Genomic DNA, 23,149 nt, shown 5'->3' on the forward strand with positions numbered 1-23,149 from the left:
TTACTATAAATCTCACATGATTAGTTGCGGAAATGCGGAAATTCTTACGATGGAAATCAAATTACACGCCAATGCCACGACCACACCACGTATTCGCCGTTATCTCCAAAATTCGGATAAAAGTGACAGAGAACTCGCCGCTGAGCTTGGCATATCGGTGACTACCGTGAGGCGCTGGCGTTGCCGCGAAGAGGTTTTAGACAAAAAAACGACGCCCGCTGTGATACACAAAGCGATGAGACAAGAACAGGTGTCTCTGGTCAATGCATTGCGTGATGTGTCGGGCGCACCGCTGGATGAACTGCTGTTGCTGGTGAATGACGTGTTGGGGATACCGGTCTCCCGAGCGACGCTGAACCGGTATTTAAAACCGGTTGCGCCTAAACACCGGGACGCGCCGTTACAAGGGAAAAAAGCGTTAAAAGCGGGGCTGTTGCCACATCGACTGGAGGTGCATCACCTTCTGCTGTCATTGCATATGGACGATGGCGGCGAGCATCATTTGCTGTGGGCGCGTGAACCGTTAAGCGGATGGTGTTTTGCCAGACTGTATGCCGGGATCTCACCGCAGCGGGTGGTGAACTGGCTGGAAGAATTACTGAGTGAATGTCCGGCTGATATACAATCTATTGAGACTTTTCTTTTTGAGACTGACAGCGCCAGCGTGAGAAGCGTGCTAAAGCAACGTGGAATTGAGCACAAAATCAATCCGGGTTCACCCGTCAGGGCGCAGGTGGCTGTTCCGTTAATGACGATAATTCCGCGATTGCAGACAGAATCCGCCAGTCAGTTACTGATTCAGATATGCGAATTTTATAACGCAGGGCGGGCGCAAAAAAAATTGGGCGATAAGACGCCGCAGGCTTTTCTTGAGGCGCTGCGGCGTGAGGATTAGCGGACGATGTCCAGTACCTGTTCTGGTGGGCGACCGATACGTGCCTGGCCGTTGGCAACCACAATCGGGCGCTCCATCAGTTTCGGGTTTTCTACCATTGCCTGAATCAGCGCCTCTTCGCTCAACTGGCTGTCTGCCAGGTTGAGCGAAGCATAAAGATTTTCTTTCTGGCGCATAAGCTCACGCGCGCTGGACATCCCCAGCATTTTTAGCAGCTCACGCAGGGTAGCGGCATCAGCGGGGCTTTCCAGATAGAGCACCACTTCCGGCTCCACGCCGTTTGATTTCAGCAGGCTAAGCGTCTCGCGGCTCTTCGAGCAGCGAGGATTATGGTAGATTTTTACCGTGTCAGACATGAGTTCTCCTTTTACATCTTTTCATACGGCTTGAAGCGCTGCTGTAGCTGGCGCAACTGGTCGATGCGGGCATCGTAACGTGCCTGCTGCTGACTCCCCAGTTTGACCTGAGAGCTTGCGTTGCTGAGCATGGTGATCGCCTGATCCAGACGCCCCGACAGTGCATACACTTCAGCACGCGCAGCCAGTTCTTGATCGCGGTTATTTATCGCCGCTTCCACCTGCGCCAGCAGGTCCCAGCCGTTGCTGTCATCTTTATTATTGAAGGTATAGCGATTGAGTATGGTTGCGGCCTCTTTCGCTTGTCCTCCCTGCAACAAGGCATTGGCCAGGTTGAGTTGCAGGACGGGGTTAACGCGCAGATCGCGGGCGCTTTTCAGCCGGTTAATGGCGTCGTTGGGTTTCTTCTGACCGAGATCGATATCGGTTGCCAGGTCGAGATACCACGCATTGTTCGGCTCTGCGCTCAGCAATGGCTGCAGCGTTTTACGCGCCTCGTCATATTTATTGGCTTCCATCGCCTGTAACGCTTTGCCGTATTGCGCAGCGCGTTGCTGACGAACGTTGCCTTTGCTCCATTCATCCAACAGGTCGCTGGTTAACTGGTTGCGCCCTGAATTGTACATCCCCAGCGTACGCGCTTTCGCCAGATAAAAGTCTTCTGAAGATTGCACCACGGCTGGCCGCATCTGGTTCGCACGGTTACGGGCGTCCGCGAGACGGCTTTCCGGCAAGGGGTGAGTGAGCAAAATTTCAGGCGGTCGGGTGGAGTAACGTGCCTGATCGAGCAGTTTTTCCAGGAACGTCGGCATTGCCTGGGGATCGAAGCCCGAACGTTGCAGAACCTGAATACCGATACGATCGGCTTCCTGCTCGTTTTGCTGCGTGAAGCTGATCATCCCCTGGCGCGTACCTGCCAGAGTACCGGTGAGCGCCGCCATACCCGCCTGTGGGCTGGCCATCGCCAGTAATATTGAGCCTAACGCGCCAACCCAGGTGAGCGGGGCGCTACGCTGTTGATCTTCCATCGCACGCGCCAGGTGACGCTGGGTCACGTGGGAGATTTCGTGCGCCATAACGGAAGCCAGCTGGCTTTCGTTGTCGGAATAGCGAAAAAGCGCGGAATGCAGAACGACGTTGCCGCCGAAGAAGGCAAAGGCGTTAATTTCGTCGTTATTAATCAAAAAGAAATGGAAGGGAGTTTTCACCGAATCGGCATGAGAGACCAGGCGCATCCCGAGGGTATTGATGTACTGTACCAGCAGCGGATCGTTAATCAGCGGCGCGCTGCCTCGCAGCTGGCGAACATAATAATCGCCCATCTGCATTTCCTGACCGATGGAAAGCGTGCTGGCTGCCGAGGTCCCCATATCGGGCAGTGTGTCCGTTGGATCTGCAAACGCGGGCGCTATCTGACCGAGGGTCAGCGCAGCGATGAGGGTAGCAACCAGGTTTTTTTTAAACTGCCTGAACATGACCTCTGTCCTGTATTCTTTAAGATAGCCATTTGACCGATGCTGCGAAATATCGTTCCCGCTTCGGTGACATTGGGAGTGTAACTGCGAAACCCGCCAATGAACACCCGGACCAGGACGCTTCTCAGTTTCCTGAATCAGCCATAAAAAGCGAAGTCTTTTTTGAGACATTTCGATACAATTCGGGATCACAATCCCGCTATTGAGTTCAGGGAAGGGTTTTTATGCTCGAAATGTTGATGCAATGGTATCGCCGTCGCTTTAGCGACCCGGAGGCGATTGCTTTGCTGGTTATTCTGGTGGCTGGTTTTAGCATCCTGTTCTTTTTTAGTGGGCTTTTAGCGCCGCTGCTGGTGGCGCTTGTGCTGGCTTATCTGCTCGAGTGGCCGACAGTGCGTCTGGAGGCCATTGGCTGTTCCCGGCGATGGGCGACCTCGATTGTGCTGGTGTTCTTCGTCGGCATATTGCTGTTGATGGCATTTGTGGTGATGCCGGTGGCGTGGCAGCAGGGGATCTATTTAATCCGCGACATGCCGGGCATGTTGAATAAGCTCTCCGATTTTGCGGCGACATTGCCGCGTCGCTATCCGGCGCTGATGGATGCCGGGATCATCGATGCAATGGCGGAAAATTTGCGCACCCGAATGCTCTCAATGGGCGATTCGGTGGTTAAATATTCGCTGGCGTCACTGGTGGGGCTGTTGACGCTGGCGGTCTATCTGGTACTGGTGCCACTAATGGTTTTCTTCCTGATCAAAGATAAAGATCAGATGCTGAATGCCGTACGTCGGGTTCTGCCGCGAAATCGGGGTCTGGCAGGCCAGGTCTGGAAAGAGATGAACCAACAGATTACCAACTATATTCGCGGTAAAGTGCTGGAAATGGTGGTCGTTGGCGTGGCAACGTGGCTTGGATTTTTACTGTTTGGCCTGAACTACTCATTGCTGCTGGCGGTCCTGGTTGGATTCTCGGTGCTGATCCCCTATATCGGCGCATTTGTGGTGACGATTCCGGTGGTGGGGGTGGCGCTGTTCCAGTTTGGTTTAGGGACGGAGTTCTGGAGCTGTTTTGCCGTGTACCTGATTATTCAGGCGCTGGACGGCAATCTGCTGGTGCCGGTGCTGTTCTCTGAAGCCGTGAATCTTCACCCCTTAGTGATCATTTTGTCGGTGGTCATTTTTGGCGGTCTGTGGGGATTCTGGGGCGTCTTTTTTGCCATTCCACTGGCAACGTTAATCAAAGCGGTGGTTCACGCCTGGCCAGACGGACAGACCACTCTCGAAGAGTAATCTTTAGTCCATAAAATAGCCCGGCGGTCATTTGCGCGCCGGGCTACCCTTCATCTCCCTGTACTTGCGTTAATATTTAGTGTTTTTCTTTACGCAAATAAATGATCCAGTACGTCACGCTGACCAGCAAACCGCCGCCAATAATATTGCCGATGGTCACGGGAATCAGATTATCGGTAATGAAATTGCTCATTGTTAATGCCGGGAAATTATCCGCTGTGGTTTGCGTAAGATTCCAGAATGCATCCGGTGAAAAATTGCGAATCAGGATGGCCAGAGGGATAAGAAACATATTGGCGATGCTGTGCTCGAAGCCGCTGGCGACAAACATGCTGATCGGTAATAACATGGCGGCAATTTTATCGGTGAGCGAATGGCCGGAATAACTTATCCAGACTGCGAGGCAGACCATTAAATTACACAACGTGCCCAGACAAACGGCTTCGATAAAGGTGTGATGCATTTTGTGATCGGCGGTTTGTAAAACGTTGAGCCCCCACAAACCGTTGCTGGTCATCGCCTGCCCGGAAAACCAAATCAGGCACACAAAAAAGAGCGCGCCGACCAAATTACCGCAATAGACGATAAACCAGTTGATGATTAATTGTCGCCAGCTGATCAGCCCACTGGCTTTGGCCATGACCGTCATTACTGTCGACGTAAACAAGTCAGCACCACAAACGACGACAAAAATAAGACCGAGAGAAAAACAGAGACCGCCAACCAGTTTGGTTAATGCTGTCGCTGGCTCTGCGCCAGTGGTTACGGTGATATAAAAGACAAAGGCAATAGAAATGAACACACCGGCAGTAATTGCCAGAAAAAATGCCAATTCCTTTTTCTTTGTCACCTTATAGACGCCGGCCTGTTCGGCGACTTTTGCCATTTCTGCAGGCATTCTCAAATCTAAAGAAACGCTGTTCTTCATAAGATACTCCTGAATAGCACTGAGATATCAAAGACTGCATACCTTTATGCACAGTGCGTACCAGAGTGAGAGCCTCTTACGAGAATGAAATGTGAATCCCTTCACAGAGTTGCAGCGTTATAAGACCTCACGCGCGGTAATGCCCAGCCGTTGCATACGCGATAATAAGGTTGTGCGTTTCATGCCCAGTCGCGTAGCGGCGCCACGAGGTCCGGCGACAATGCCGTTTGTTTCCCGTAGAACCTGAATAATACGCTGGCGCTCCTCTTCATCATTTTCTGGCGTGGCGGGATTAAGCATTTCCGACATCGGCCCGGAAACGGGGGAATCGCTTCCCAGCGGCGGCAGCAGCCGGGTCTGGCGGGTATTAAGATGCAAATTCAGGCTATTACCTCGGGTGAGCAATACAGCACGTTCGATCACGTTTTCCAGTTCACGCACGTTCCCAGGCCAGTCCCATGTCATCAGTTGACGTAGCGCTTCCGTCGGGATCACCTCAATGTTCCGGTTCATCCGTTTCGCCATCTTTTGCGTAAAGTGTTTCGCCAGTAGTGGAATATCTTCCGGGCGTTCGCGCAGCGGCGGTATCTCAAGGGGAAAAACGTTCAACCGATAAAACAGATCGCTACGGAATTGCCGGTCTTCGACCATTTGCCAGAGATCGCGGTTGGTGGCGGCAATCATTCGCACGTTGACCGGTATTGTTTTGTTTCCGCCCAGACGTTCGATCTCCCTTTCCTGCAGCACACGCAGCAGTTTGGGCTGTAACTCGAGAGGAAGGTCGCCGATTTCATCGAGAAATAAGGTTCCGCCGTCGGCAATTTCAAACCGGCCGCGATGAGTATTGATCGCGCCGGTAAAGGCCCCTTTATCGTGTCCGAAGAGTTCGCTTTCCAGCAGGCTGGCGGGGATCGCGGCGCAGTTAATCTTTACCAGCGGCTTATCCCGACGCAGACTTAACTGATGGATCGCGCGGGCAATCACCTCTTTCCCCGTCCCCGTTTCACCGCAGATCAACACGGTGCTGTCGCTCTGCGCCACAATGTTGATCTGCGAAAGCAGGTCATCCATTGCCTGGCTTTGATAAATAATATTACCGGCGCCCTGGCTGGCAAACAGTTGCTCACTCAGCTGAAAATTTTCCTGTTTCAGGCTCTCTTTCAGGTCAGTCATGCTGCGCCAGGCATCGGCATTATCTACGGCGATAGCAACGCGGTCGGCAATATGTTGGAGAAGTTCGCAATTCTCTTCGCTGAACTGCGATCGCGAAGGGTGGGCGAGAAGTAAGACGCCCGGCGTATGGCTGCCAAAGGTCAGTGGCAGAAAGAAGGCGCTTCCGACGTGGTTGTTTTTCAGATCCAGCAGCAGCGGGTCGTGCTCCCACAGAACGGGATCGTCTGCCAGATGCAGCAAACAGGCGTGCTTGTCGCGCAGCGTTTGCATCAGCATGATGCTCTGTTCCTGCAGGATAAACTGCAGGCGTTCCGGCTGTTCTTCCTGAGAGAAATCGGTACTCCATGCGCAGAACTTGTCTGTCCGCCGGGTATCCCGCAAAACCATGCTGACGAAAGTAATACCGAAGAAGTGGTTAATCTCTCTGGCAACATCGTCGATCAGCTCATCAAGATTTAAATGGGAGAGCACCGAGTTGGTAATATCGACCAGCACACGATGATGATCGCGTTCTTTCGAGACGGTCTGAAGGGATTCCTGTTGACTCGACTGGGTAAGCATAGATTCCAGTACAGGCGTCATAATGCGAACTAACCAGTTGAATAAGCTGGTGTCCTGGCGGGTAAACGTGCCTTTATCCGTGCGAATGAAGCGCAACTCCGCCATCAGCGTATCGCCGAGCTGCGTGGCGTGTAGCGAAAAGTCGCTGACGTCGCGCAGGTAAGGTTCTTCGACAATCTCGTCGGTTCCATCGTCGAAGCAGCGATAATAAAAGCTGCTTTCCGGGATGTGGAGTTCAATAAGTTGTATTGGGCTGAAGGGCGGGGGGAGCGGAACGAAGGCGTGCAGTATAGAGGCCTTATCATTCTGCCGAGTCAGAGAGTGCATAAGTGAACTGACTACATCATCCAACAACTTACCTACAGGCGGGGCAAAAATTGCCTCGTCAAACTTTGTCATCAACGGTCCTTTTTACTGAAGAGACATTGGGTGTAGCGAGTGCGTTTCGGTAGCGATCATGGCAACGCGACACTTTACCTTATCCCTTCACTTCGTAATGTTATCCGTCTCACGAGATCTTCCGCGCCATCAGATAAATGGCGGGCTCACGAACAATATCATCCAGCAGATGAATCAATTGGATACTCAGATTACGCCACGGTTCCGCGGCGTCATCGGCGAGGGGGGAAAAGGCGCGGCTGAGCATGTTAACGTGACTGGCATCGATAACAATCTCGTCAAAGCGGAGTACGCCCGACATTTTGCGGCGCGCCTCTTCATCTTCCACTTGCGCTATCCATTGGTTGTAGTCTGCCAGCGGGCAGGTTAACGCCACGTTCAGGCAGTCGATGACACCAACGTGATGGCCTATCGCCAGTGAGTAGTACATGACCTGGCGACTTTTTTCCGGCATGGCGACCGTACTGTCGAGAAACTTCTTTCGCAGCGTCCAGAAGACGATTTCGCCGCGCTGATTAACCATGTTACCCCCTGAGAGTCAGTAATAACTGGTGTACGATATCGGTCAGGCGCGGATCGTCCGCCTCTTGTAACCAGCTTGCCACCTGTTGACCGGAAGGATCCTGAGTCAGCACCCGTAAGAGCTGGTCGCAGATCTCCCGTCCCTGGCGATAACCTGCCAGGCGGCGCGCCTCTCTCTCCACGGCGATACGCTGAGCGGGAGGGATCTGCGGCCACAGCGGTTGAGACGGTTCGGCTGCGGCATCGACATAATCCACACCATGAATTTTCTGCTGCAGTAATCCCAGCGCCACGGCAAAACCGTGGATCGTAGCGGCTGGCGTGGGCGGACACCCCGGTATCCACACGTCGATAGGCACAATCGTGTCACTGCCTCCCCACACGCAGTACAGATCGTGGAAAATCCCGCCACCGACGCCGCATGCGCCGTAGGAGACACAAATCTTATGGTCTGGCGCGGAGTGGTACGCGCGCAGCGCAGGCATGCGCATTGCACGGGTAACGGCGCCGGTAAATAACAAAATATCGGCATGCCGGGGAGAAGCCACCACCTTAATACCAAATCGTTCAGCGTCGAACACCGGGGTGATCGCAGAGAAGATCTCGATTTCGCAGCCATTACACCCACCACAGTCAACGCGATAAACATACGCTGAGCGGCGAATATCCTTCAGGAGGCGCTGCTTCATTTGTTGTGCCTGGTCGTCCAGCGTAATGGGCTGACTGACGTGGTGGCGATGCGTTGCCGTCAACGAAGTCATTGCTTCTCCTTAATGGCAAAAGATATATTTTCGCAGCCGCCATGAAACAGCGCGGCGCGTTGTTTACACTCCGGGCATACGCCTGCCTGCTGACGCAGCAATTCCAGGTTTTGCGGCGCATTTTGCTGTTGCACCAGTAACGCGATAGCCATCTCGATCGACTTTTCTGGCGCAAACGGCCGCTGACACTGAGTGCAGTGTTGCAGACGGAACGTTGCGCGGGTGTACAGGTCCGCCTTACAGGTGACCGCCAGCTCGAAGTTTTCAGACAGCCGTATCGCCCGGGTTGGACACACCTCTTCGCAACGACCGCAATAAATACAGCGCCCCAAATAGAGCTGCCAGGTGCGGGTGTTATCCTGCGCGGAGGTTTCCATGGTCAGGGCGTTGGCCGGGCACGCCGACGTACAGGCCGCACACGCGATGCACTGGCGTGGGTCCAGCTCCGGCTTGCCGCGAAAGCCAGGGCTGACCTCCAGCGGCGCAAAAGGGTATTTCACCGTGGGCTCTCCAGCCCGCATGATGGTTTTGAGTAATTTCAGCATTTTTCTGTCCTTACTTCAGCGGCGAACGGCTACGGTCAATGCTGTAGCGCTCGATCTCTTTATACGGCACGGTTTTCGACTTGCGCTTACGCACATCAATCAGCGTCACGCGGTCAGTGCAGGAATAGCAAGGATCGAGGCTGCCGATAATCAGCGGCGCATCAGAAATGGTGTTGCCACGCAGCATGTAGCGCAGAACTGGCCAGTTCGCATAGGTCGCGGCGCGGCAGCGCCAGCGGAACAGCTTCTGGTTGTCGCCGAGCATGCTCCAGTGCACATCTTCGCCGCGTGGTGCCTCTACAAAACCGAGTGCAAAAGCATGCGGGCGATAGGTGAAGCCTTCGGTGAGCAGCGGCGTATTCGGCATCATGTCGAGGGCGTATTCGATCATCGCCAGCGAGTCGAAGGTCTCTTTCACGCGTACCATCACGCGGGAGAACACATCGCCACCAGGGAAGCTGAACAGCGTTTTCGGGATGTTGGCGTAGTCAGAATACGGGTGGTCAAAACGCAGGTCGCGGGCAAAACCGCTGCCGCGAATCAACGGTCCTACGGGACTAAAGTCGCGGGCAATTTGTCGGTCGAGAATACCGACGCCCTGGGTGCGTTGTTCCATATTGGGGGTCGCGAGCAACATTTCGACGAGATCCGAAACCTCTGCGCGCATCTCCCGGACCAGCTTCAGCGTTTGCAGACGCTGCTCTTTGAGAATATCGCGGCGAACGCCGCCGATCAGGTTGAGACCATAGGTTTTACGCGAACCCGTCAGCAGTTCCGCCATCGTCATCGATTTTTCGCGCACGCGGAAAAACTGCATAAAGCCGGTATCGAAGCCGACAAAGTGGCAGGAAAGACCCAGATTAAGCAGATGGCTGTGCAGGCGCTCTACTTCCAGCAATATCGAACGGATGGTATGCGCACGCTGCGGGACGTGGATCCCAAGCGCATTTTCGACGGACGTGGCGTAGGCCACGCTGTGGGCAAATCCACAAATGCCGCAGACCCTGTCCGACAAAAATGTCACTTCGTTGTAGCCCATCCGCGTTTCCGCCAGTTTTTCCATGCCGCGATGCACGTAAAACAGGCGATAATCGGCGTCGACGATCCGCTCACCATCGACAAAAAGGCGGAAATGGCCGGGTTCGTCGGAGGTAATATGCAGCGGACCGATGGGGATCACGCGCGCATCATCACCGCCGTCGTTAATAAACGGATAGGTTTCGCTATCGGTCGTCGGTCCTGGGCGCAGGCGATAATCCATGGCGTCTTTACGCAGCGGATGCATATCGTCAGGCCAGTCGTCTGGCAGCACCAGTCGGCGCTGATCGGGCAAACCGACCGGAATAAGGCCATACATATCGCGAATTTCCCGCTCGCCCCAGACCGCAGCAGGGACGCGTGGCGTGACCGATGGGAACTCACGACTGTTGGCATCGACCAACGCCTTCACCACAATCCAGCATTTTTCCGCGCCTTCAATCGAGAGCGCATAGTAAACCGCATAGTGTCCGTTCAGGCTTCGTTCGTCGTTACCAAACAGCACCGGTAGCCAGCCTTCATGCTGGTAGTAAAGATAATGCACGATGTCGGGCAGCAGATTCGTTTTTACCGTAATCGTCACCTGCGTCGGTGTTTGTCGCTCTTCGTCCAGCACCGCGCCAGGAAACTGATTTCGTACTGCGGCCAGACAGGCTTCGCCGCGGATTGACTGGTTATTAACGCTGTCTGAATAATTCACTTTTACTCTCCGGTACCGATGCAGTAGTGGGGTTAACAAAATCACGCCAGCCGTTTAGCTGAATAGGGCGTTCAGAGGAGCCTGAAAGCACGATCGCGGAGGCATTTTCCAGAATTCGGCTTACCGGTTGCGGTATGTGGGTACCCATGACCAGCATCATGACCAGCAGAACCACCATGGGTAGTGTCGTCAGCCAGCCCAGTTCACCGCGACTCACCGCCTCTGGTGGGCGAGCAAACAGAACCCGGGCGACCATGCGGATCAGACCCGCCAGCACCACCGTCAGCAGCAGCAAGAGCACAATGGTGAGCACGATATGATCACGGGCAAGACCCGCCGTGACGGTCATAAATTCACTGAGGAAGATATTGAACGGAGGCATGCCCGCGAGCGCCAATGCACCGCCCGCAAACAGGACGGCGGTAAACGGCATGATTTTTAGCATGCCGCAGACCACATCAATATTTCGCGTGCCGTATTTCAGCAGTACGTTGCCGGAACCGCAGAACAGCAGGGTTTTCGCCAGACTGTGGTTTAACGTATGCAGCAACGCCGCCAGAATACCCAGCGGCCCGCCGATACCCAGCGCGACGGCGACCAGCCCCATATTTTCCACGCTGGAATAGGCCAGCAGACGTTTCATGTCCTGCTGCACGAGAATAAAGAAGGCGGCAACCCCGACGGACAACAGACCGAAGATCAACAGCAGCGTATTGGGGAAATCACTGCCGATGGCGTTGCAGATAATGATGTAATAACGGATCAACACCAGCAGCGCACAGTTAAGCAGTACCGCAGAAAGCAGGGCGCTCACCGGGCTTGGCGCCTCACTATGCGCATCCGGCAGCCAGGCGTGCATCGGGAACAGACCGGTTTTGGTACCGAAACCAATCAGGACAAACACAAACGCCAGCAGCATCAGTGTCGGATCAAGCAGCGTCGCCTGCTTCAATACGTCGGTCCAGAAAATCGCCAGATTAGGATCGGACATGATGCTCGCGGCGTTGGCGTATACCAGAACGGTGCCAAACAGACCGAAAGCGACACCAACGGTACAGATGATGATGTACTTCCAGGCCGCTTCCAGTGAGGAGCGCTGGCCGTAGATACCCACCAAAAACGCGGAACTGAGGGTGGTGGCTTCAATCGCCGCCCACATCACGATCAGGTTATTGCTGGTCACCACCAGCAGCATCGTGAACAAAAACAAATGGAAGAAACCGTAATAGTTACAGAGCGTAGGCTCGGTGATTTCTCCGTGTTTCACCTCATGATTCATATAACCGATTGAATAGAGGCCCGTGAGAAAACCAATGACCCCCAGAATGGCTAAAAACAGTCCACTCAGGCTATCAATATGCAGCCAGCGATGCCCGGCGAAAATCTCGCCTTCGCTCAGCGCTTCTTTTACCGTCCAGAGCGTCAGAATCAGCAGTAATGTGATCCCCACGGTATGAATCAGGGTGACCGCGTTGCGTGCTGACCCGCCCGTCATGCGACAGGCGAAACAGATCAATGAGATAACCAGTGGCGTCAGCAACAGTAAGGTGAACATGACAGAATGACTCATTTCATTATCCCTTCAACGCAGTCAGGTTGTTCACGTCCAGCGTGCCATGGGTCCGCCAAATCTTTCTGGCCAGCAGCACCATCACGATAACGGCGAAAATAGCGTCGGTCGCAATGCCTATTTCGACCAGCTCCGGCGCGCGCCAGGCAATCAGCGCCAGCACCAGATGGGAGCCGTTCTCCATCAGGCAGTAACCGAAAATCTGCCGCAAAATATTGCGTTGGCTGATAATGCACAGCAGTCCGAGGAGGAAATGCCCCAACGCGACTGCCAGTGCAGGCTTCAGGTCCGCCGCCATCGGTAATTTCACCGGCTGTACGACGAAAGCGCAGAGCAGCACAATGAGTGCGGCCAGTAACGCCATGGTTGCCGGGCCGAACAAGTTCTTCTCTGTGCTGACCGGGGCGATTTTGCGTACGGCAAAACTCATAATCAGCGGCACCATCACCACTTTGGTGACGAAGGCGCTGACCGACCACATCATCAATTGTTCTGCCGCAAACACTCGCGAGAGCGTCACGAAAATGGACACCAGAACCAGCGACTGGACGGCATAAAAAATACATGAGAGGCGATAGCCTTTGACGCAGATCACCAGAAGTGACGTCAGCATCATCAGTCCCGCCAGATTATTTACGAGCGTTGTTCCCGTCATCCTTCACCTCCTTACTGAAGCCAGGTTGCGGCGATGACGCTGGACACAAGCGACATCACAATCAGTACCATCAACACCAGACGCATTGAGAGCGGCAGCGGCACTGCCTGCGCAACGTCGTCACTCGGTTTGCCCGGCACGACGCGACCAAACCAATAAATAAACCAACCGAAGCTGGCGACCGATTCAATCAGCACCAGAACCAGGACAGGTATCAGCAACCAGTACTGACTGGAGAGCATGAAACCGGCGGCGAAAAGCGGGTACTTGCTGAAGAAACCGTTGAATGGCGGTACGCCGGTGATGGCCAGCGCCGCCACGCAGAAACCAATTCCCACCAGCGGCAACGTGCGCAATATGCCGCGCAGGCGCGGCAGCAGACGTGTTCCGCAGCTATAGCTCAGAGAACCCGCGACCAGGAAGAACAGGCTTTTGGCAAAGGCGTGGTTGACGATGTAAGCAATACCGCCCTCGAAAGCGAGATGAGAACCGAAGGTGGCAAGCGACAGCGCGAGAAAGATATAGGCCAGTTGGGTAATGGTCGACCAGGCCAGCAGGCGCTTCATATCGTGTTGCGGCAGATACATCATGAAACCGTAGATCAGCGTCACCAGCGCCATCACCACGCCCGTCCAGCCAATGGCAGGCGGGATCTGACCGCCGTCGAGGATCGCGCGGGCAAAAATGTAGACCCCCACTTTGACCATCGAGGCCGCATGCAGATACGCACTGACCGGCGTTGGCGCTTCCATCGCATCCGGCAACCAGGCCTGGAGCGGCAGCTGTGCCGATTTCCCCCATGCGGCGAACAGAATGCCGCCGTAAACCAGATAGCGGGCGTCACCTTGCACTTCACTCAGCGCGCTGAGCGCAAAGGTACCGGTCTGTAAAAACAGCGTTGCGGCGGCGAGGTACAACCCCAGTGAGGCGATGTGCGTAATCAACAGCGCCTTTAATGCAGAACGCTGTGATTTTGCTGTCTGGTAGTAGCTGATCAGCGCCCAGGAACAGCCGCCAGTGATTTCGAAAAACAGCAGTTGCCCCAGAATGGTGGAAGAGAGGACCAGCCCGGACATTGCGCCGATAAAAATCAACAGAAAGGCGTAATAGCGGTTGCTGCCGTTATGCGGGTGTTCGCGGTTTTTTTCGGTCAAATAGCCGTTGGAAAAAAGTGAAACCAGCAGGCCGAGAAAAACAACCACAAATAGGATTAACGTACTGACGCGATCGATCACCAGTCCAAACAGCGCAATGTCATTGACGCTCGCCAGCGGAAGAACAACCGTCGCTTTCCCGGCCTGGTAAAACATGACCTCCAGCGCCAGCATACTGAGCGTCGCCAGTCCGGCAAAGAGCGTCCCCAATGTGGCGGCCTGGCGCTGTGGGGCAAGCGAAACGACCAGCGCGCCGATAAACGGTAGCAGCAGCGTCGTTAGAGCAAGAGATTCCATGGTATGTCGATGCTCCTTACAGACCGGTTAACCAGAAAACATACGACAGCGCGGCGAGACTAAAACCGAGCCAGGTAACGTGGTGCGTCAGCAGGAATCTGCCGCGCGCCAGAGTATTTTCGACGAAAGATGCCAGTACGAAGAGCAGCAGAACTTTGCCCAGTGTCACGACCAGCGAGATCAGTAAGCTGCTGAAAGTCAGGGTTGTTGCGTTACCAAACGGCAGGAACAGCGAGATGAACAACGCGGCCATCACCACCTGTTTCAACCCAAGCCCCCACTTCACCAGCGCCAGTCCGGCACCGGAATACTCTGTTAACGGCCCTTCCTGAAGTTCCTGCTCGGCTTCTGCAACATCAAAAGGAATTTTTCCCATTTCAATGAAGCAGGCAAAACCGCAGGCGAGCAACGCCAGCAGTGTGGCGACCGGCGATGCCCAACCTGCCGCCAGTACGTTGCTAATGACGGCGATATGCGTAGAGCCGGCCATCAGCGCGATAACGAGCAGAGAGAGGATCAGAATGGGTTCCACCAGGATACCCATCGTCATTTCCCGGCTGGCACCAATCCCTGAGAACGGACTTCCGGTATCCAACCCGGAAAGGGCAAAAAAGAAGCGGAATAAGGCAAAGAGATAGATCAGGGTTATCAAATCGCCGCCGCCCGCGAGGGGCGACGTACGGATGAAGAGTGGCAATGCCATTGCCACCACCAACATGCTGCTGAGCAATACCCATGGCATGACGCGAAACATCAGACCCGATGAAGAGGGCGCGACTTCCTGACGCTTTAACAGTTTGTTGATGTCGCGGTAGTCCTGCCAGATCCCCGGTCCCGTGCGTGAGTGCATACGGGCGCGGATCTGCCGGGAGATCCCGGTGAATAACGGCGTCAGTGCCAATAAAATGACGGCCTGCAACAACGCAAAACCTGCCAGATATCCGTCGAAGAGTGTGGGTGTCATGGTCGTTTCCTCAGACGGCGATAATCAGTAACAGAATGACCAGCGCAGCCACGACATACAGGCAATACAGGCGGAAGTCGCCGCTTTGCAGATACTGTATTTTGTGCGCCAGGCGCTGTGTCATACGAACGATGGGAGCGATGATGTACTCATCCCAGAACGGTTCCGTGTTCCGCGCAGCGGTCGTGGCGTGGAGTAAACCACTGGCGAGCGGTGGTGACGGATCGAGCTGTTTGCGTAACCGATAGAGTGTGGAGAACATCACCCGCAACGGCTGAGTGAAGCTGCCAGCAGAAGGCGCCATCGCACTTTCCCAGCCGTAGCCGCAGGCCCAGGCATCCCCGGCGCGGCGAAACGCGCCACGTCTGGAGCGATAGACCCACCAGTAAAGACCCGGCAGGAGAGGCAAGGCGAGAAGCAACAGGAAAACGGTTGATGGAGTCATCAGGGTTTCATGCATTTCACCCGGGATCAGCGAAATGCCCTCTGCCACAGGCGCGGTGCTGGCCGCCGTAAACGAGAGCACAATCTGCATGATTTGCGGCGCGACCCAGCTTGCGCCGATGCCGGTAAAGACGCACAGCGCGGCGAGCACAATCATCGCCACCACCATCTGCCAGGGCGCTTCCTGCGCCTGTTCCGCTTTTTCGCTGCGTGGTGCGCCGCAGAAACTGATTCCGTAGACTTTTACGAAACACATGGCGGCCAGCGCACCCGTAATGGCGAGCATCACGATGGCGATGGGGCCCGCCAGACGCAATGCCACATCGTCAAACCGGGTCATGGCAAATAACGACTGGTAGGTGTACCACTCACTGATAAAACCGTTCAGCGGCGGCATTGCGGAAATGGCCAGACAGCCAATCAGAAACGCGCCTGCGGTCCAGGGCATCCTTTTCGCCAGCGCGCCCATTTTTTCCATATCGCGGGTGTGCAAACGCCAGATGATGGCCCCGGCGCCAAGAAACAGCAGACCTTTAAACAAGGCGTGATTGAGCAGGTGAAAGAGAGCGCCCAGCAGGCCGACCGCCGCCAGGATTGGCTGGTGTATCGACAGGCCAATCATGCCGACCCCGACCCCGAGCAAAATAATGCCGATGTTCTCAACGGTGTGCCAGGCCAGCAGGCGCTTAATGTCATGCTCCGCCAGGGCATAAAGTACGCCGAGCACGGCAGACACGGCGCCAAACGCCAGCACGATGATGCCCCACCACAGCGGAATGCCGCTATGCGCGAGGAGATCGATACCGACTTTGAGAATGCCGAAAATACCGATCTTCACCATCACACCTGACATCAGCGCGGAAGCATGTGACGGTGCGGCAGGGTGAGCGCGGGGCAACCAACTGTGCAGCGGCAGCATCCCCGCTTTGGCGCCAAAACCAAAAAATGCCAGCAGGAAGACGGCAGAAGCCAGACCGGGCGAGAGTGACAATTCCCGGAAGCTGGCGAAGTCGAGGCTGCCGCTTTGTCGCCACATCAGGAAGAAGGCGATCATGATCAGAACTGAACCGGCGTGGGCGATGAAGAAGTAGAGCATGCCAGCGCTGACGGATTCGTCATCCTGTTCGGCAATCACCAGGAACCATGAGGCCAGCGACATGATTTCGAACAGCACAATAAACCAGAAGGCGTTGTCCATCACCAGCAAACCGACCATCGAGGCGATAAAGAGGTTCATAAAGAACCCCATCGCGGCTGCACCCTTGCCGACATATTCGCGCATGTAGGCCAAAGAGTAGAGCGCACAGACGGTGACCAGCAGTGAAATCACCAGCACCATAAAGGCGGACAGACTGTCCATTCGAACCGTCAGCGCGGCAAATGAGAAGGGGGTCTGAATAGCCCAGGTGAGCGTCGCGCCGGTTTTCAGCTGCGTTATCGCACTGCCGATACCGGTAAGTCCCCCTAAAACCCCCGATAAACCGGCGATATTAATGGCAGCCCGATCGCGTCCTGAGAATAACAATGACATCACGCCGCCGGCGACATAGAGCGCCAGCGACCACATCAATAATTGCAGGGCATCCATCAACGTTGCTCCTGAGTCAATGAAAGAGGATCCAGCGCGAGGTCTGGCATCGCGTCGACAGCCAGCTGCTGTTTCAGTCTGGTCTGCTGGCGCAGGACATCATCGGTGACCAGGTGCAACGCCTGAGTGACGCAGGTGGCGACGCACGCCGGACCTTCGGGGAGGAAATAGCAGAGGTCGCACTTAACGGCGATGGCTTGTACCCCGGCATCCCAGCGTAAGAAGGGGCTGAGCGCCGGCGCGCTTTCCGGTACGTCATTGAGTTGTCCTTCCGCCTGATGGGCAAACTGTGTGGGAACGTCAACAGGACGACTGCCGGAAGGGACAATGGCGCCAAACGGGCAGACAAGGCCGCAAAGTTTACAGCCAATGCAAAGGCTTTCATTGAGCTGAATGGCGTCATCATGGCGCGTGATCGCATTGACAGGACACACCTGCTTGCAGGGGGCGTCTTCGCAGTGACGACAAAGCACAGGCGCGGTGTGTGTGGGGGTTCGCACCAGAGCAAGTCGTGGATGTTGCTGCAAGCCTTGCTTTTTATGTACATCCGAACACGCAGCAAGACAGGTATTGCATCCAATACACCACTGAGGATCGGCTATCACAAAGCGGTTCATGTGGCTCCTTGAGACAAAACAAAACGTTACGCCTGTTATGCACAAAGGATGCCATCTTTTTAATTATCTTAAAATCAACTGGTTACGTGGTTTTTGTTGCGAAAACAGAACAAAAGTGATGGTCAATACCGTCCGCGATTTGGTGTGTCGGCATTAGTGTCGGCAGGGAAAATAACACTGTGATATTAGTCACATTGGGGGGTGTTACGCAGAGAAACACGGCGCTGGCGCCAAAGGTGCCGCCGGCGCGGGGAAGAGGAGTTACGCGTTTTCTTTTAACCAGTTCAGCACCACATCGTGGTGATTGCTGGTTTTAAAGTCATCGAACACATGCTCAATTTTCCCGTCGGGATCGACCAGGAAACTGATGCGATGGATGCCATCGTAGGTTTTGCCCATAAAGGATTTTTCACCCCAGATGCCGAATTGTTCGCAAACCTTATGATCTTCATCTGACAGCAGCGTGAAGTTAAGGACTTCTTTCTCAGCAAATCGGGAGAGCTTCTCAGGTTTATCGGTGCTGATCCCCAGCACTTCAACACCTGCTTTTTTTAACTCGTCCATGTTATCGCGTAAGCCACAGGCTTGAACGGTACAGCCGGGCGTCATGGCTTTGGGGTAGAAATAAACCAAAACTCGCTGTCCCTGGAAGTCGGTTAAATTTACTTGTTCTCCGTCTTGATCCGGCAAGCTAAATTTCGGTGCGGTATCACCGGCTTTCAGTGGGTTCATTACTTAACTCCGTCCTGTTCATCATGTTGTGAGTAATTGACAACGTTTATACTGCCTTGCGCATTGAGTTCTGTACATAGTGCTTTAAACGCTTGTTCAATATTTACCGAAACCTGCGATGCCGGGCTATGTGCGGTAATTTGAATAAAAAGCTGCGCAGCCTTTTCGTTTTCAGCGGGTTGAGTGCGTGAAACCAGTTCGGCGATGTTCATTTGGTGGTTGTCGAACAGGGCGGTAAAACGCTCAATCAAATGCGGAGAGTCTGGCACGTCGACCTGCACCCATACAGTGGCGGGCATTGCCGGGCGAGGACGGGCGGTCGTGCGCTTCATCACAATCAATAAATCCAGCTCTGCGCCTTTCAACGGCAAGGTCGATTCAATCAGGGTGATGGCGTTCCAGGAACCCGATAACAACATAATAAACGTAAACTCATCCCCCAGCATCGCCAGTCGACTGTCTTCGATATTACAGCCGCAGCTGCTGACATGGCGGGTGATAGTGTTCACAATTCCCGGGCGATCGGCACCCAGCGCAGTGATGACCAGATAATGTTGCGATGACGATGTCAATCCTGTTCTTCCTTTCAGAGGTGAGGTAATCATAAGGAAAGCATAAAAAAAACCTGCATACAACAATCAGAACGGCTCTGGTCACTTGCTTTTATTGTCGTACCAAACGTACCATTGAGACACTTGTTTGCACAGAGGATGGCCCATGTTCACGGGAAGTATTGTCGCGCTTGTTACACCGATGGATGATAAAGGTAATGTCTGCCGGTCAAGCCTTAAAAAACTGATTGATTATCATGTCGCTAGCGGCACTTCGGCGATTGTTTCTGTTGGTACCACCGGCGAGTCCGCCACGCTGAGTCATGATGAGCATGCCGACGTGGTGATGATGACGGTGGAGCTGGCTGATGGACGTATTCCGGTGATCGCCGGAACGGGCGCCAATGCGACTGCGGAAGCCATTAGCCTGACTCAGCGTTTCAACGACAGCGGTATTGTCGGTTGCCTGACGGTGACGCCGTACTACAACCGTCCGACGCAGGAAGGGCTGTTCCAGCATTTCAAAGCCATCGCTGAGCACACCGACCTGCCGCAAATTCTGTATAATGTGCCATCCCGTACTGGCTGCGATATGCTGCCGGAAACCGTTGGTCGCCTGTCGAAGGTGAAAAATATTGTCGCAATTAAAGAGGCGACAGGGAACTTAAGTCGCGTTCACCAGATCAAAGAGCTGGTTTCAGATGATTTCGCGCTGCTTAGCGGCGATGATGCGACCTCGATGGACTTTATGCAGCTCGGTGGTCATGGCGTGATTTCTGTAACGACTAACGTTGCAGCGCGCGATATGGCTGAAATGTGCAAACTGGCGGCAGAAGGGCGTTTTGCCGAGGCGCGTGTGATCAACCAGCGTCTGATGCCGTTACACAACAAACTATTTGTCGAACCCAATCCTATCCCGGTGAAATGGGCATGTAAGGAGTTGGGTCTTGTGGCGACCGATACGCTGCGCCTGCCAATGACGCCGATCACGGATAATGGTCGTGAGATTGTCAAAGCGGCGCTTAAGCATGCCGGTTTGCTGTAAAGTTTAGGGAGATTTGATGGCTTACTCAGTACAAAAGTCGCGCCTGGCCAAGGTTGCGGGTGTTTCGCTTGTTATGCTGCTCGCTGCCTGTAGTTCTGACTCGCGCTACAAGCGCCAGGTGAGCGGTGATGAATCCTATCTGGATGCCGCACCGCTTGCTGAACTTCATGCCCCTGCAGGAATGATTCTGCCGGTGCAAACAGGCGACTACAACATTCCGGTGACCAACGGCAGCGGTGCTGTGGGTAAAGCGCTGGACATTCGCCCGCCAGCTCAGCCGTTAGCGCTGGTCAGCGGCGCGCGTACCCAGTTTACTGGCGATACCGCAACTCTGCTGGTGGAGAATGGTCGTGGCAACACGCTGTGGCCACAGGTTGTTAGTCTGATTCAGTCTAAAAACTACCCGATTGACAAACGTGACGATGCCACTCAGACGCTGACGACCGGTTGGGTTGACTGGAACCGTCTGGATGAAGACGAGCAGTATCGCGGACGCTATCAAATCTCTGTTAAACCGCAAGGTTATCAACAGGCTGTCTCAGTGAAACTGGTTAACCTGGAACAGGCGGGTAAACCGGTTGCCGATGCGGCGTCGTTGCAGCGTTACAGCGCTGAGATGATGAACGTTATCTCTGCGGGCCTCGATAAGACGGCCACTGACGCGGCGAATGCGGCGCAGAATCGTTCTGCTGCGACCATGGACGTACAGAGCGCGGCCGACGACACCGGTCTGCCAATGCTGGTGGTACGTGGTCCGTTTAACGTCGTCTGGCAGCGTCTGCCGGCAGCGCTTGAAAAAGCGGGCATGAAAGTGACCGACAGCACGCGCTCGAAGGGTAGCCTCGCCGTGACCTATAAACCGCTTTCTGACAGTGACTGGCAGGAATTGGGCGCAAGCGATCCGGGACTGGTTTCCGGCGATTATAAATTGCAGGTCGGTGATTTAGATAACCGCAGCAGCTTGCAGTTTATCGATCCGAAGGGGCATACCCTGACGCAATCGCAAAACGATGCCCTGGTTGCCGTATTCCAGGCTGCATTCAGTAAGTAATAAAACAGGGCTGGAGATATCCGGCCCTTTTTTCTGATATGATACGCAAACGTGTGCGTCGGCAGAAAAACGCAATTTTTATCGTTAATTCACACCCAGGAGTGTTAAAGATGCAAAAGCAAGCTGAGTTGTATCGTGGTAAAGCGAAAACCGTATACAGCACGGAAAACCCGGACCTGTTGGTGCTCGAATTCCGCAATGATACGTCAGCAGGGGATGGCGCGCGCATTGAACAATTTGATCGCAAAGGGATGGTGAACAACAAATTCAACCATTTCATTATGACCAAACTGGCAGAAGCGGGTATCCCGACCCAGATGGAGCGACTGCTTTCCGACACCGAGTGTCTGGTGAAAAAGCTGGATATGGTGCCGGTAGAGTGCGTAGTACGTAATCGCGCGGCAGGCTCTCTGGTGAAACGCTTAGGCGTAGAGGAAGGCATTGAACTGAACCCGCCGTTGTTCGATCTGTTCCTGAAAAACGACGCTATGCATGACCCGATGGTCAACGATTCCTACTGCGAAACCTTTGGTTGGGTGAGCAAAGAGAATCTGGCACGGATGAAAGAGTTAACCTACAAAGCCAACGATGTGCTGAAAAAGCTGTTTGATGATGCGGGTCTGATTCTGGTCGACTTCAAACTGGAATTCGGTCTGTACAAAGGCGAAGTGGTACTGGGTGATGAGTTCTCTCCGGACGGCAGCCGTCTGTGGGATAAAGAGACGCTGGATAAAATGGACAAAGACCGTTTCCGTCAGAGTCTTGGCGGCCTGATCGAAGCCTATGAAGCCGTCGCACACCGCCTGGGTGTAAAGTTAGACTAACATCTTCTCTGAAACCGGAGGGTTAAAAACTCTCCGGTTCATCCCGAACAGCCGATTCTGGTAGCTGTTTCCTATGGTAATCCTCTCCCTGAGCGCCTACGATCATCACTATAACGAATATATTGATGAGGTATGACTATGCGCTGGCAAGGGCGTCGTGAAAGTGACAATGTGGAAGACAGGCGCAATAGCACCGGTGGTGGCCCCTCTATGGGCGGTCCTGGCTTTCGTTTGCCAAGTGGCAAAGGCGGCATCATTCTGCTGATTGTGGTGCTGGTAGCGGGTTATTACGGTGTGGATTTAAGCGGATTAATGACCGGTGAACCGGTCTCGCAACAACAATCGACACGTTCCATCAGCCCGAATGATGATGAAGCGGCAAAATTTACCTCGGTGATCCTGGCAACAACAGAAGACACCTGGGGGCAACAGTTTGAAAAGATGGGGCGTACCTACCAGCAACCGAAGCTGGTGATGTACCGTGGCGCGACGCGTACCGGGTGCGGTGCGGGCCAGTCGGTAATGGGGCCGTTTTACTGCCCGGCGGACGGTACCGTCTATATCGATCTCTCGTTCTATGATGACATGAAGAACAAACTGGGCGCTGATGGCGATTTCGCTCAGGGCTATGTGATCGCCCATGAAGTGGGACACCATGTGCAAAAACTGCTGGGCATTGAGCCGAAAGTGCGTCAGTTGCAGCAGAACGCAACGCAGACAGAAGCAAACCAGCTTTCCGTACGTATGGAATTACAGGCGGATTGTTTTGCCGGCGTCTGGGGCAACAGCATGAAACATCAGGGTGTGCTGGAATCGGGTGACCTGGAAGAAGCGCTGAATGCCGCTCAGGCGATTGGCGACGATCGTCTGCAACAGCAAGGGCAGGGGCGTATTGTCCCGGACAGCTTTACGCACGGTACATCTGAGCAGCGTTACAGCTGGTTTAAACGCGGATTTGATAGCGGCGACCCGGCACAATGTAATACCTTTGGCAAAGGCTTTTAAACGACCGGGG

At 54.3% G+C, this 23,149-nt stretch carries 22 protein-coding genes; 6 read left to right on the top strand and 16 right to left on the bottom strand.

The features are described 5' to 3' along the window. Window positions 1-49: 49 nt before the first annotated feature. Entirely contained in the window at window positions 50-895 is an 846-nt protein-coding gene (locus tag JM656_RS06285) for an XRE family transcriptional regulator (protein ID WP_203360438.1), read from the top strand. Here JM656_RS06285 and arsC read toward each other — a convergent pair. After that, entirely contained in the window at window positions 892-1,251 is a 360-nt protein-coding gene (gene arsC / locus JM656_RS06290; protein ID WP_203360439.1) for an arsenate reductase (glutaredoxin), read from the bottom strand. The two genes, JM656_RS06285 and arsC, sit on opposite strands and share 4 nt — an antisense overlap. Before the next feature lie 11 nt (window positions 1,252-1,262). Continuing rightward, window positions 1,263-2,726, bottom strand: coding sequence for a beta-barrel assembly-enhancing protease (gene bepA, locus JM656_RS06295; protein WP_203360440.1), 1,464 nt, complete (start codon window positions 2,724-2,726; stop codon window positions 1,263-1,265). Window positions 2,727-2,950: 224 nt separating this feature from the next. Between bepA and JM656_RS06300 the strand changes: the two genes are divergently transcribed. After that, window positions 2,951-4,015 carry an AI-2E family transporter gene (locus JM656_RS06300; RefSeq protein ID WP_203360441.1) on the top strand — a complete coding sequence of 355 codons (1,065 nt, stop codon included), beginning with the start codon at window positions 2,951-2,953 and terminating at the stop codon, window positions 4,013-4,015. Window positions 4,016-4,091: 76 nt separating this feature from the next. Here JM656_RS06300 and focA read toward each other — a convergent pair whose 3' ends face one another. The 14 genes from focA to JM656_RS06370 all read right to left on the bottom strand — a co-directional run bounded on the left by focA (window position 4,092) and on the right by JM656_RS06370 (window position 19,235). After that, window positions 4,092-4,943: a formate transporter FocA gene (gene focA, locus JM656_RS06305; protein ID WP_203360442.1), complete on the bottom strand. Its 852-nt coding sequence runs from the start codon at window positions 4,941-4,943 to the stop codon at window positions 4,092-4,094. Between the two features lie 117 nt (window positions 4,944-5,060). Further along, window positions 5,061-7,076 carry a sigma-54-dependent Fis family transcriptional regulator gene (locus JM656_RS06310; protein ID WP_203360443.1) on the bottom strand — a complete coding sequence of 672 codons (2,016 nt, stop codon included), beginning with the start codon at window positions 7,074-7,076 and terminating at the stop codon, window positions 5,061-5,063. 109 nt (window positions 7,077-7,185) lie between these two features. Continuing rightward, window positions 7,186-7,599: a formate hydrogenlyase maturation HycH family protein gene (locus tag JM656_RS06315; RefSeq protein ID WP_203360444.1), complete on the bottom strand. Its 414-nt coding sequence runs from the start codon at window positions 7,597-7,599 to the stop codon at window positions 7,186-7,188. Between the two features lies 1 nt (window position 7,600). Further along, window positions 7,601-8,359: an NADH-quinone oxidoreductase subunit B family protein gene (locus JM656_RS06320; protein WP_203360445.1), complete on the bottom strand. Its 759-nt coding sequence runs from the start codon at window positions 8,357-8,359 to the stop codon at window positions 7,601-7,603. Then, a complete protein-coding gene (hyfH, locus tag JM656_RS06325) occupies window positions 8,356-8,904 on the bottom strand; it encodes a hydrogenase 4 subunit H (RefSeq protein ID WP_203360446.1) in 549 nt (182 codons plus the stop codon). Before hyfH ends, JM656_RS06320 begins: the two co-directional genes overlap by 4 nt. Before the next feature lie 10 nt (window positions 8,905-8,914). Beyond that, the gene (locus JM656_RS06330) at window positions 8,915-10,642 is read right to left on the bottom strand and encodes an NADH-quinone oxidoreductase subunit C (RefSeq protein WP_203360447.1); all 1,728 of its coding nucleotides are present in this window, start codon (window positions 10,640-10,642) and stop codon (window positions 8,915-8,917) included. After that, window positions 10,620-12,212 carry a hydrogenase 4 subunit F gene (gene hyfF / locus JM656_RS06335; RefSeq protein ID WP_203360448.1) on the bottom strand — a complete coding sequence of 531 codons (1,593 nt, stop codon included), beginning with the start codon at window positions 12,210-12,212 and terminating at the stop codon, window positions 10,620-10,622. The genes JM656_RS06330 and hyfF overlap by 23 nt, the downstream gene beginning before the upstream one ends. A 4-nt stretch (window positions 12,213-12,216) precedes the next feature. Beyond that, window positions 12,217-12,867 (bottom strand): hydrogenase 4 membrane subunit, encoded by a 651-nt coding sequence (gene hyfE / locus JM656_RS06340; RefSeq protein WP_203360449.1) that lies wholly within the window; start codon window positions 12,865-12,867, stop codon window positions 12,217-12,219. Window positions 12,868-12,878: 11 nt separating this feature from the next. Continuing rightward, window positions 12,879-14,318, bottom strand: coding sequence for a hydrogenase 4 subunit D (locus tag JM656_RS06345; protein WP_203360450.1), 1,440 nt, complete (start codon window positions 14,316-14,318; stop codon window positions 12,879-12,881). 16 nt (window positions 14,319-14,334) lie between these two features. Further along, window positions 14,335-15,282, bottom strand: coding sequence for a respiratory chain complex I subunit 1 family protein (locus JM656_RS06350; RefSeq protein WP_203360451.1), 948 nt, complete (start codon window positions 15,280-15,282; stop codon window positions 14,335-14,337). 10 nt (window positions 15,283-15,292) lie between these two features. Further along, entirely contained in the window at window positions 15,293-17,314 is a 2,022-nt protein-coding gene (hyfB, locus tag JM656_RS06355; RefSeq protein ID WP_203360452.1) for a hydrogenase 4 subunit B, read from the bottom strand. Continuing rightward, window positions 17,314-17,931 carry a 4Fe-4S dicluster domain-containing protein gene (locus JM656_RS06360; RefSeq protein WP_203360453.1) on the bottom strand — a complete coding sequence of 206 codons (618 nt, stop codon included), beginning with the start codon at window positions 17,929-17,931 and terminating at the stop codon, window positions 17,314-17,316. Before JM656_RS06360 ends, hyfB begins: the two co-directional genes overlap by 1 nt. Before the next feature lie 261 nt (window positions 17,932-18,192). Next, window positions 18,193-18,663 (bottom strand): thioredoxin-dependent thiol peroxidase, encoded by a 471-nt coding sequence (gene bcp / locus JM656_RS06365; RefSeq protein WP_162379060.1) that lies wholly within the window; start codon window positions 18,661-18,663, stop codon window positions 18,193-18,195. Then, the gene (locus JM656_RS06370) at window positions 18,663-19,235 is read right to left on the bottom strand and encodes a glycine cleavage system transcriptional repressor (RefSeq protein ID WP_202882566.1); all 573 of its coding nucleotides are present in this window, start codon (window positions 19,233-19,235) and stop codon (window positions 18,663-18,665) included. Before JM656_RS06370 ends, bcp begins: the two co-directional genes overlap by 1 nt. A gap of 145 nt (window positions 19,236-19,380) precedes the next feature. Between JM656_RS06370 and dapA the strand changes: the two genes are divergently transcribed. The 4 genes from dapA (at window position 19,381) to JM656_RS06390 (ending at window position 23,139) form a co-directional block, all read left to right on the top strand. After that, window positions 19,381-20,259, top strand: coding sequence for a 4-hydroxy-tetrahydrodipicolinate synthase (dapA, locus tag JM656_RS06375; RefSeq protein WP_203360454.1), 879 nt, complete (start codon window positions 19,381-19,383; stop codon window positions 20,257-20,259). A 16-nt stretch (window positions 20,260-20,275) separates the two neighbouring features. Continuing rightward, window positions 20,276-21,310, top strand: a complete 1,035-nt coding sequence (gene bamC, locus JM656_RS06380) for an outer membrane protein assembly factor BamC (protein WP_203360455.1) — start codon at window positions 20,276-20,278, stop codon at window positions 21,308-21,310. A 110-nt stretch (window positions 21,311-21,420) separates the two neighbouring features. Beyond that, the gene (purC, locus tag JM656_RS06385) at window positions 21,421-22,134 is read left to right on the top strand and encodes a phosphoribosylaminoimidazolesuccinocarboxamide synthase (protein ID WP_203360456.1); all 714 of its coding nucleotides are present in this window, start codon (window positions 21,421-21,423) and stop codon (window positions 22,132-22,134) included. 138 nt (window positions 22,135-22,272) lie between these two features. Beyond that, window positions 22,273-23,139 (top strand): neutral zinc metallopeptidase, encoded by an 867-nt coding sequence (locus tag JM656_RS06390; RefSeq protein ID WP_203360457.1) that lies wholly within the window; start codon window positions 22,273-22,275, stop codon window positions 23,137-23,139. Window positions 23,140-23,149 lie beyond the last annotated feature (10 nt).

It is taken from the genome of Citrobacter sp. R56 (assembly GCF_016811995.1).
In the GTDB taxonomy this organism is placed as follows: Bacteria; Pseudomonadota; Gammaproteobacteria; order Enterobacterales; family Enterobacteriaceae; genus Citrobacter_D; species Citrobacter_D enshiensis.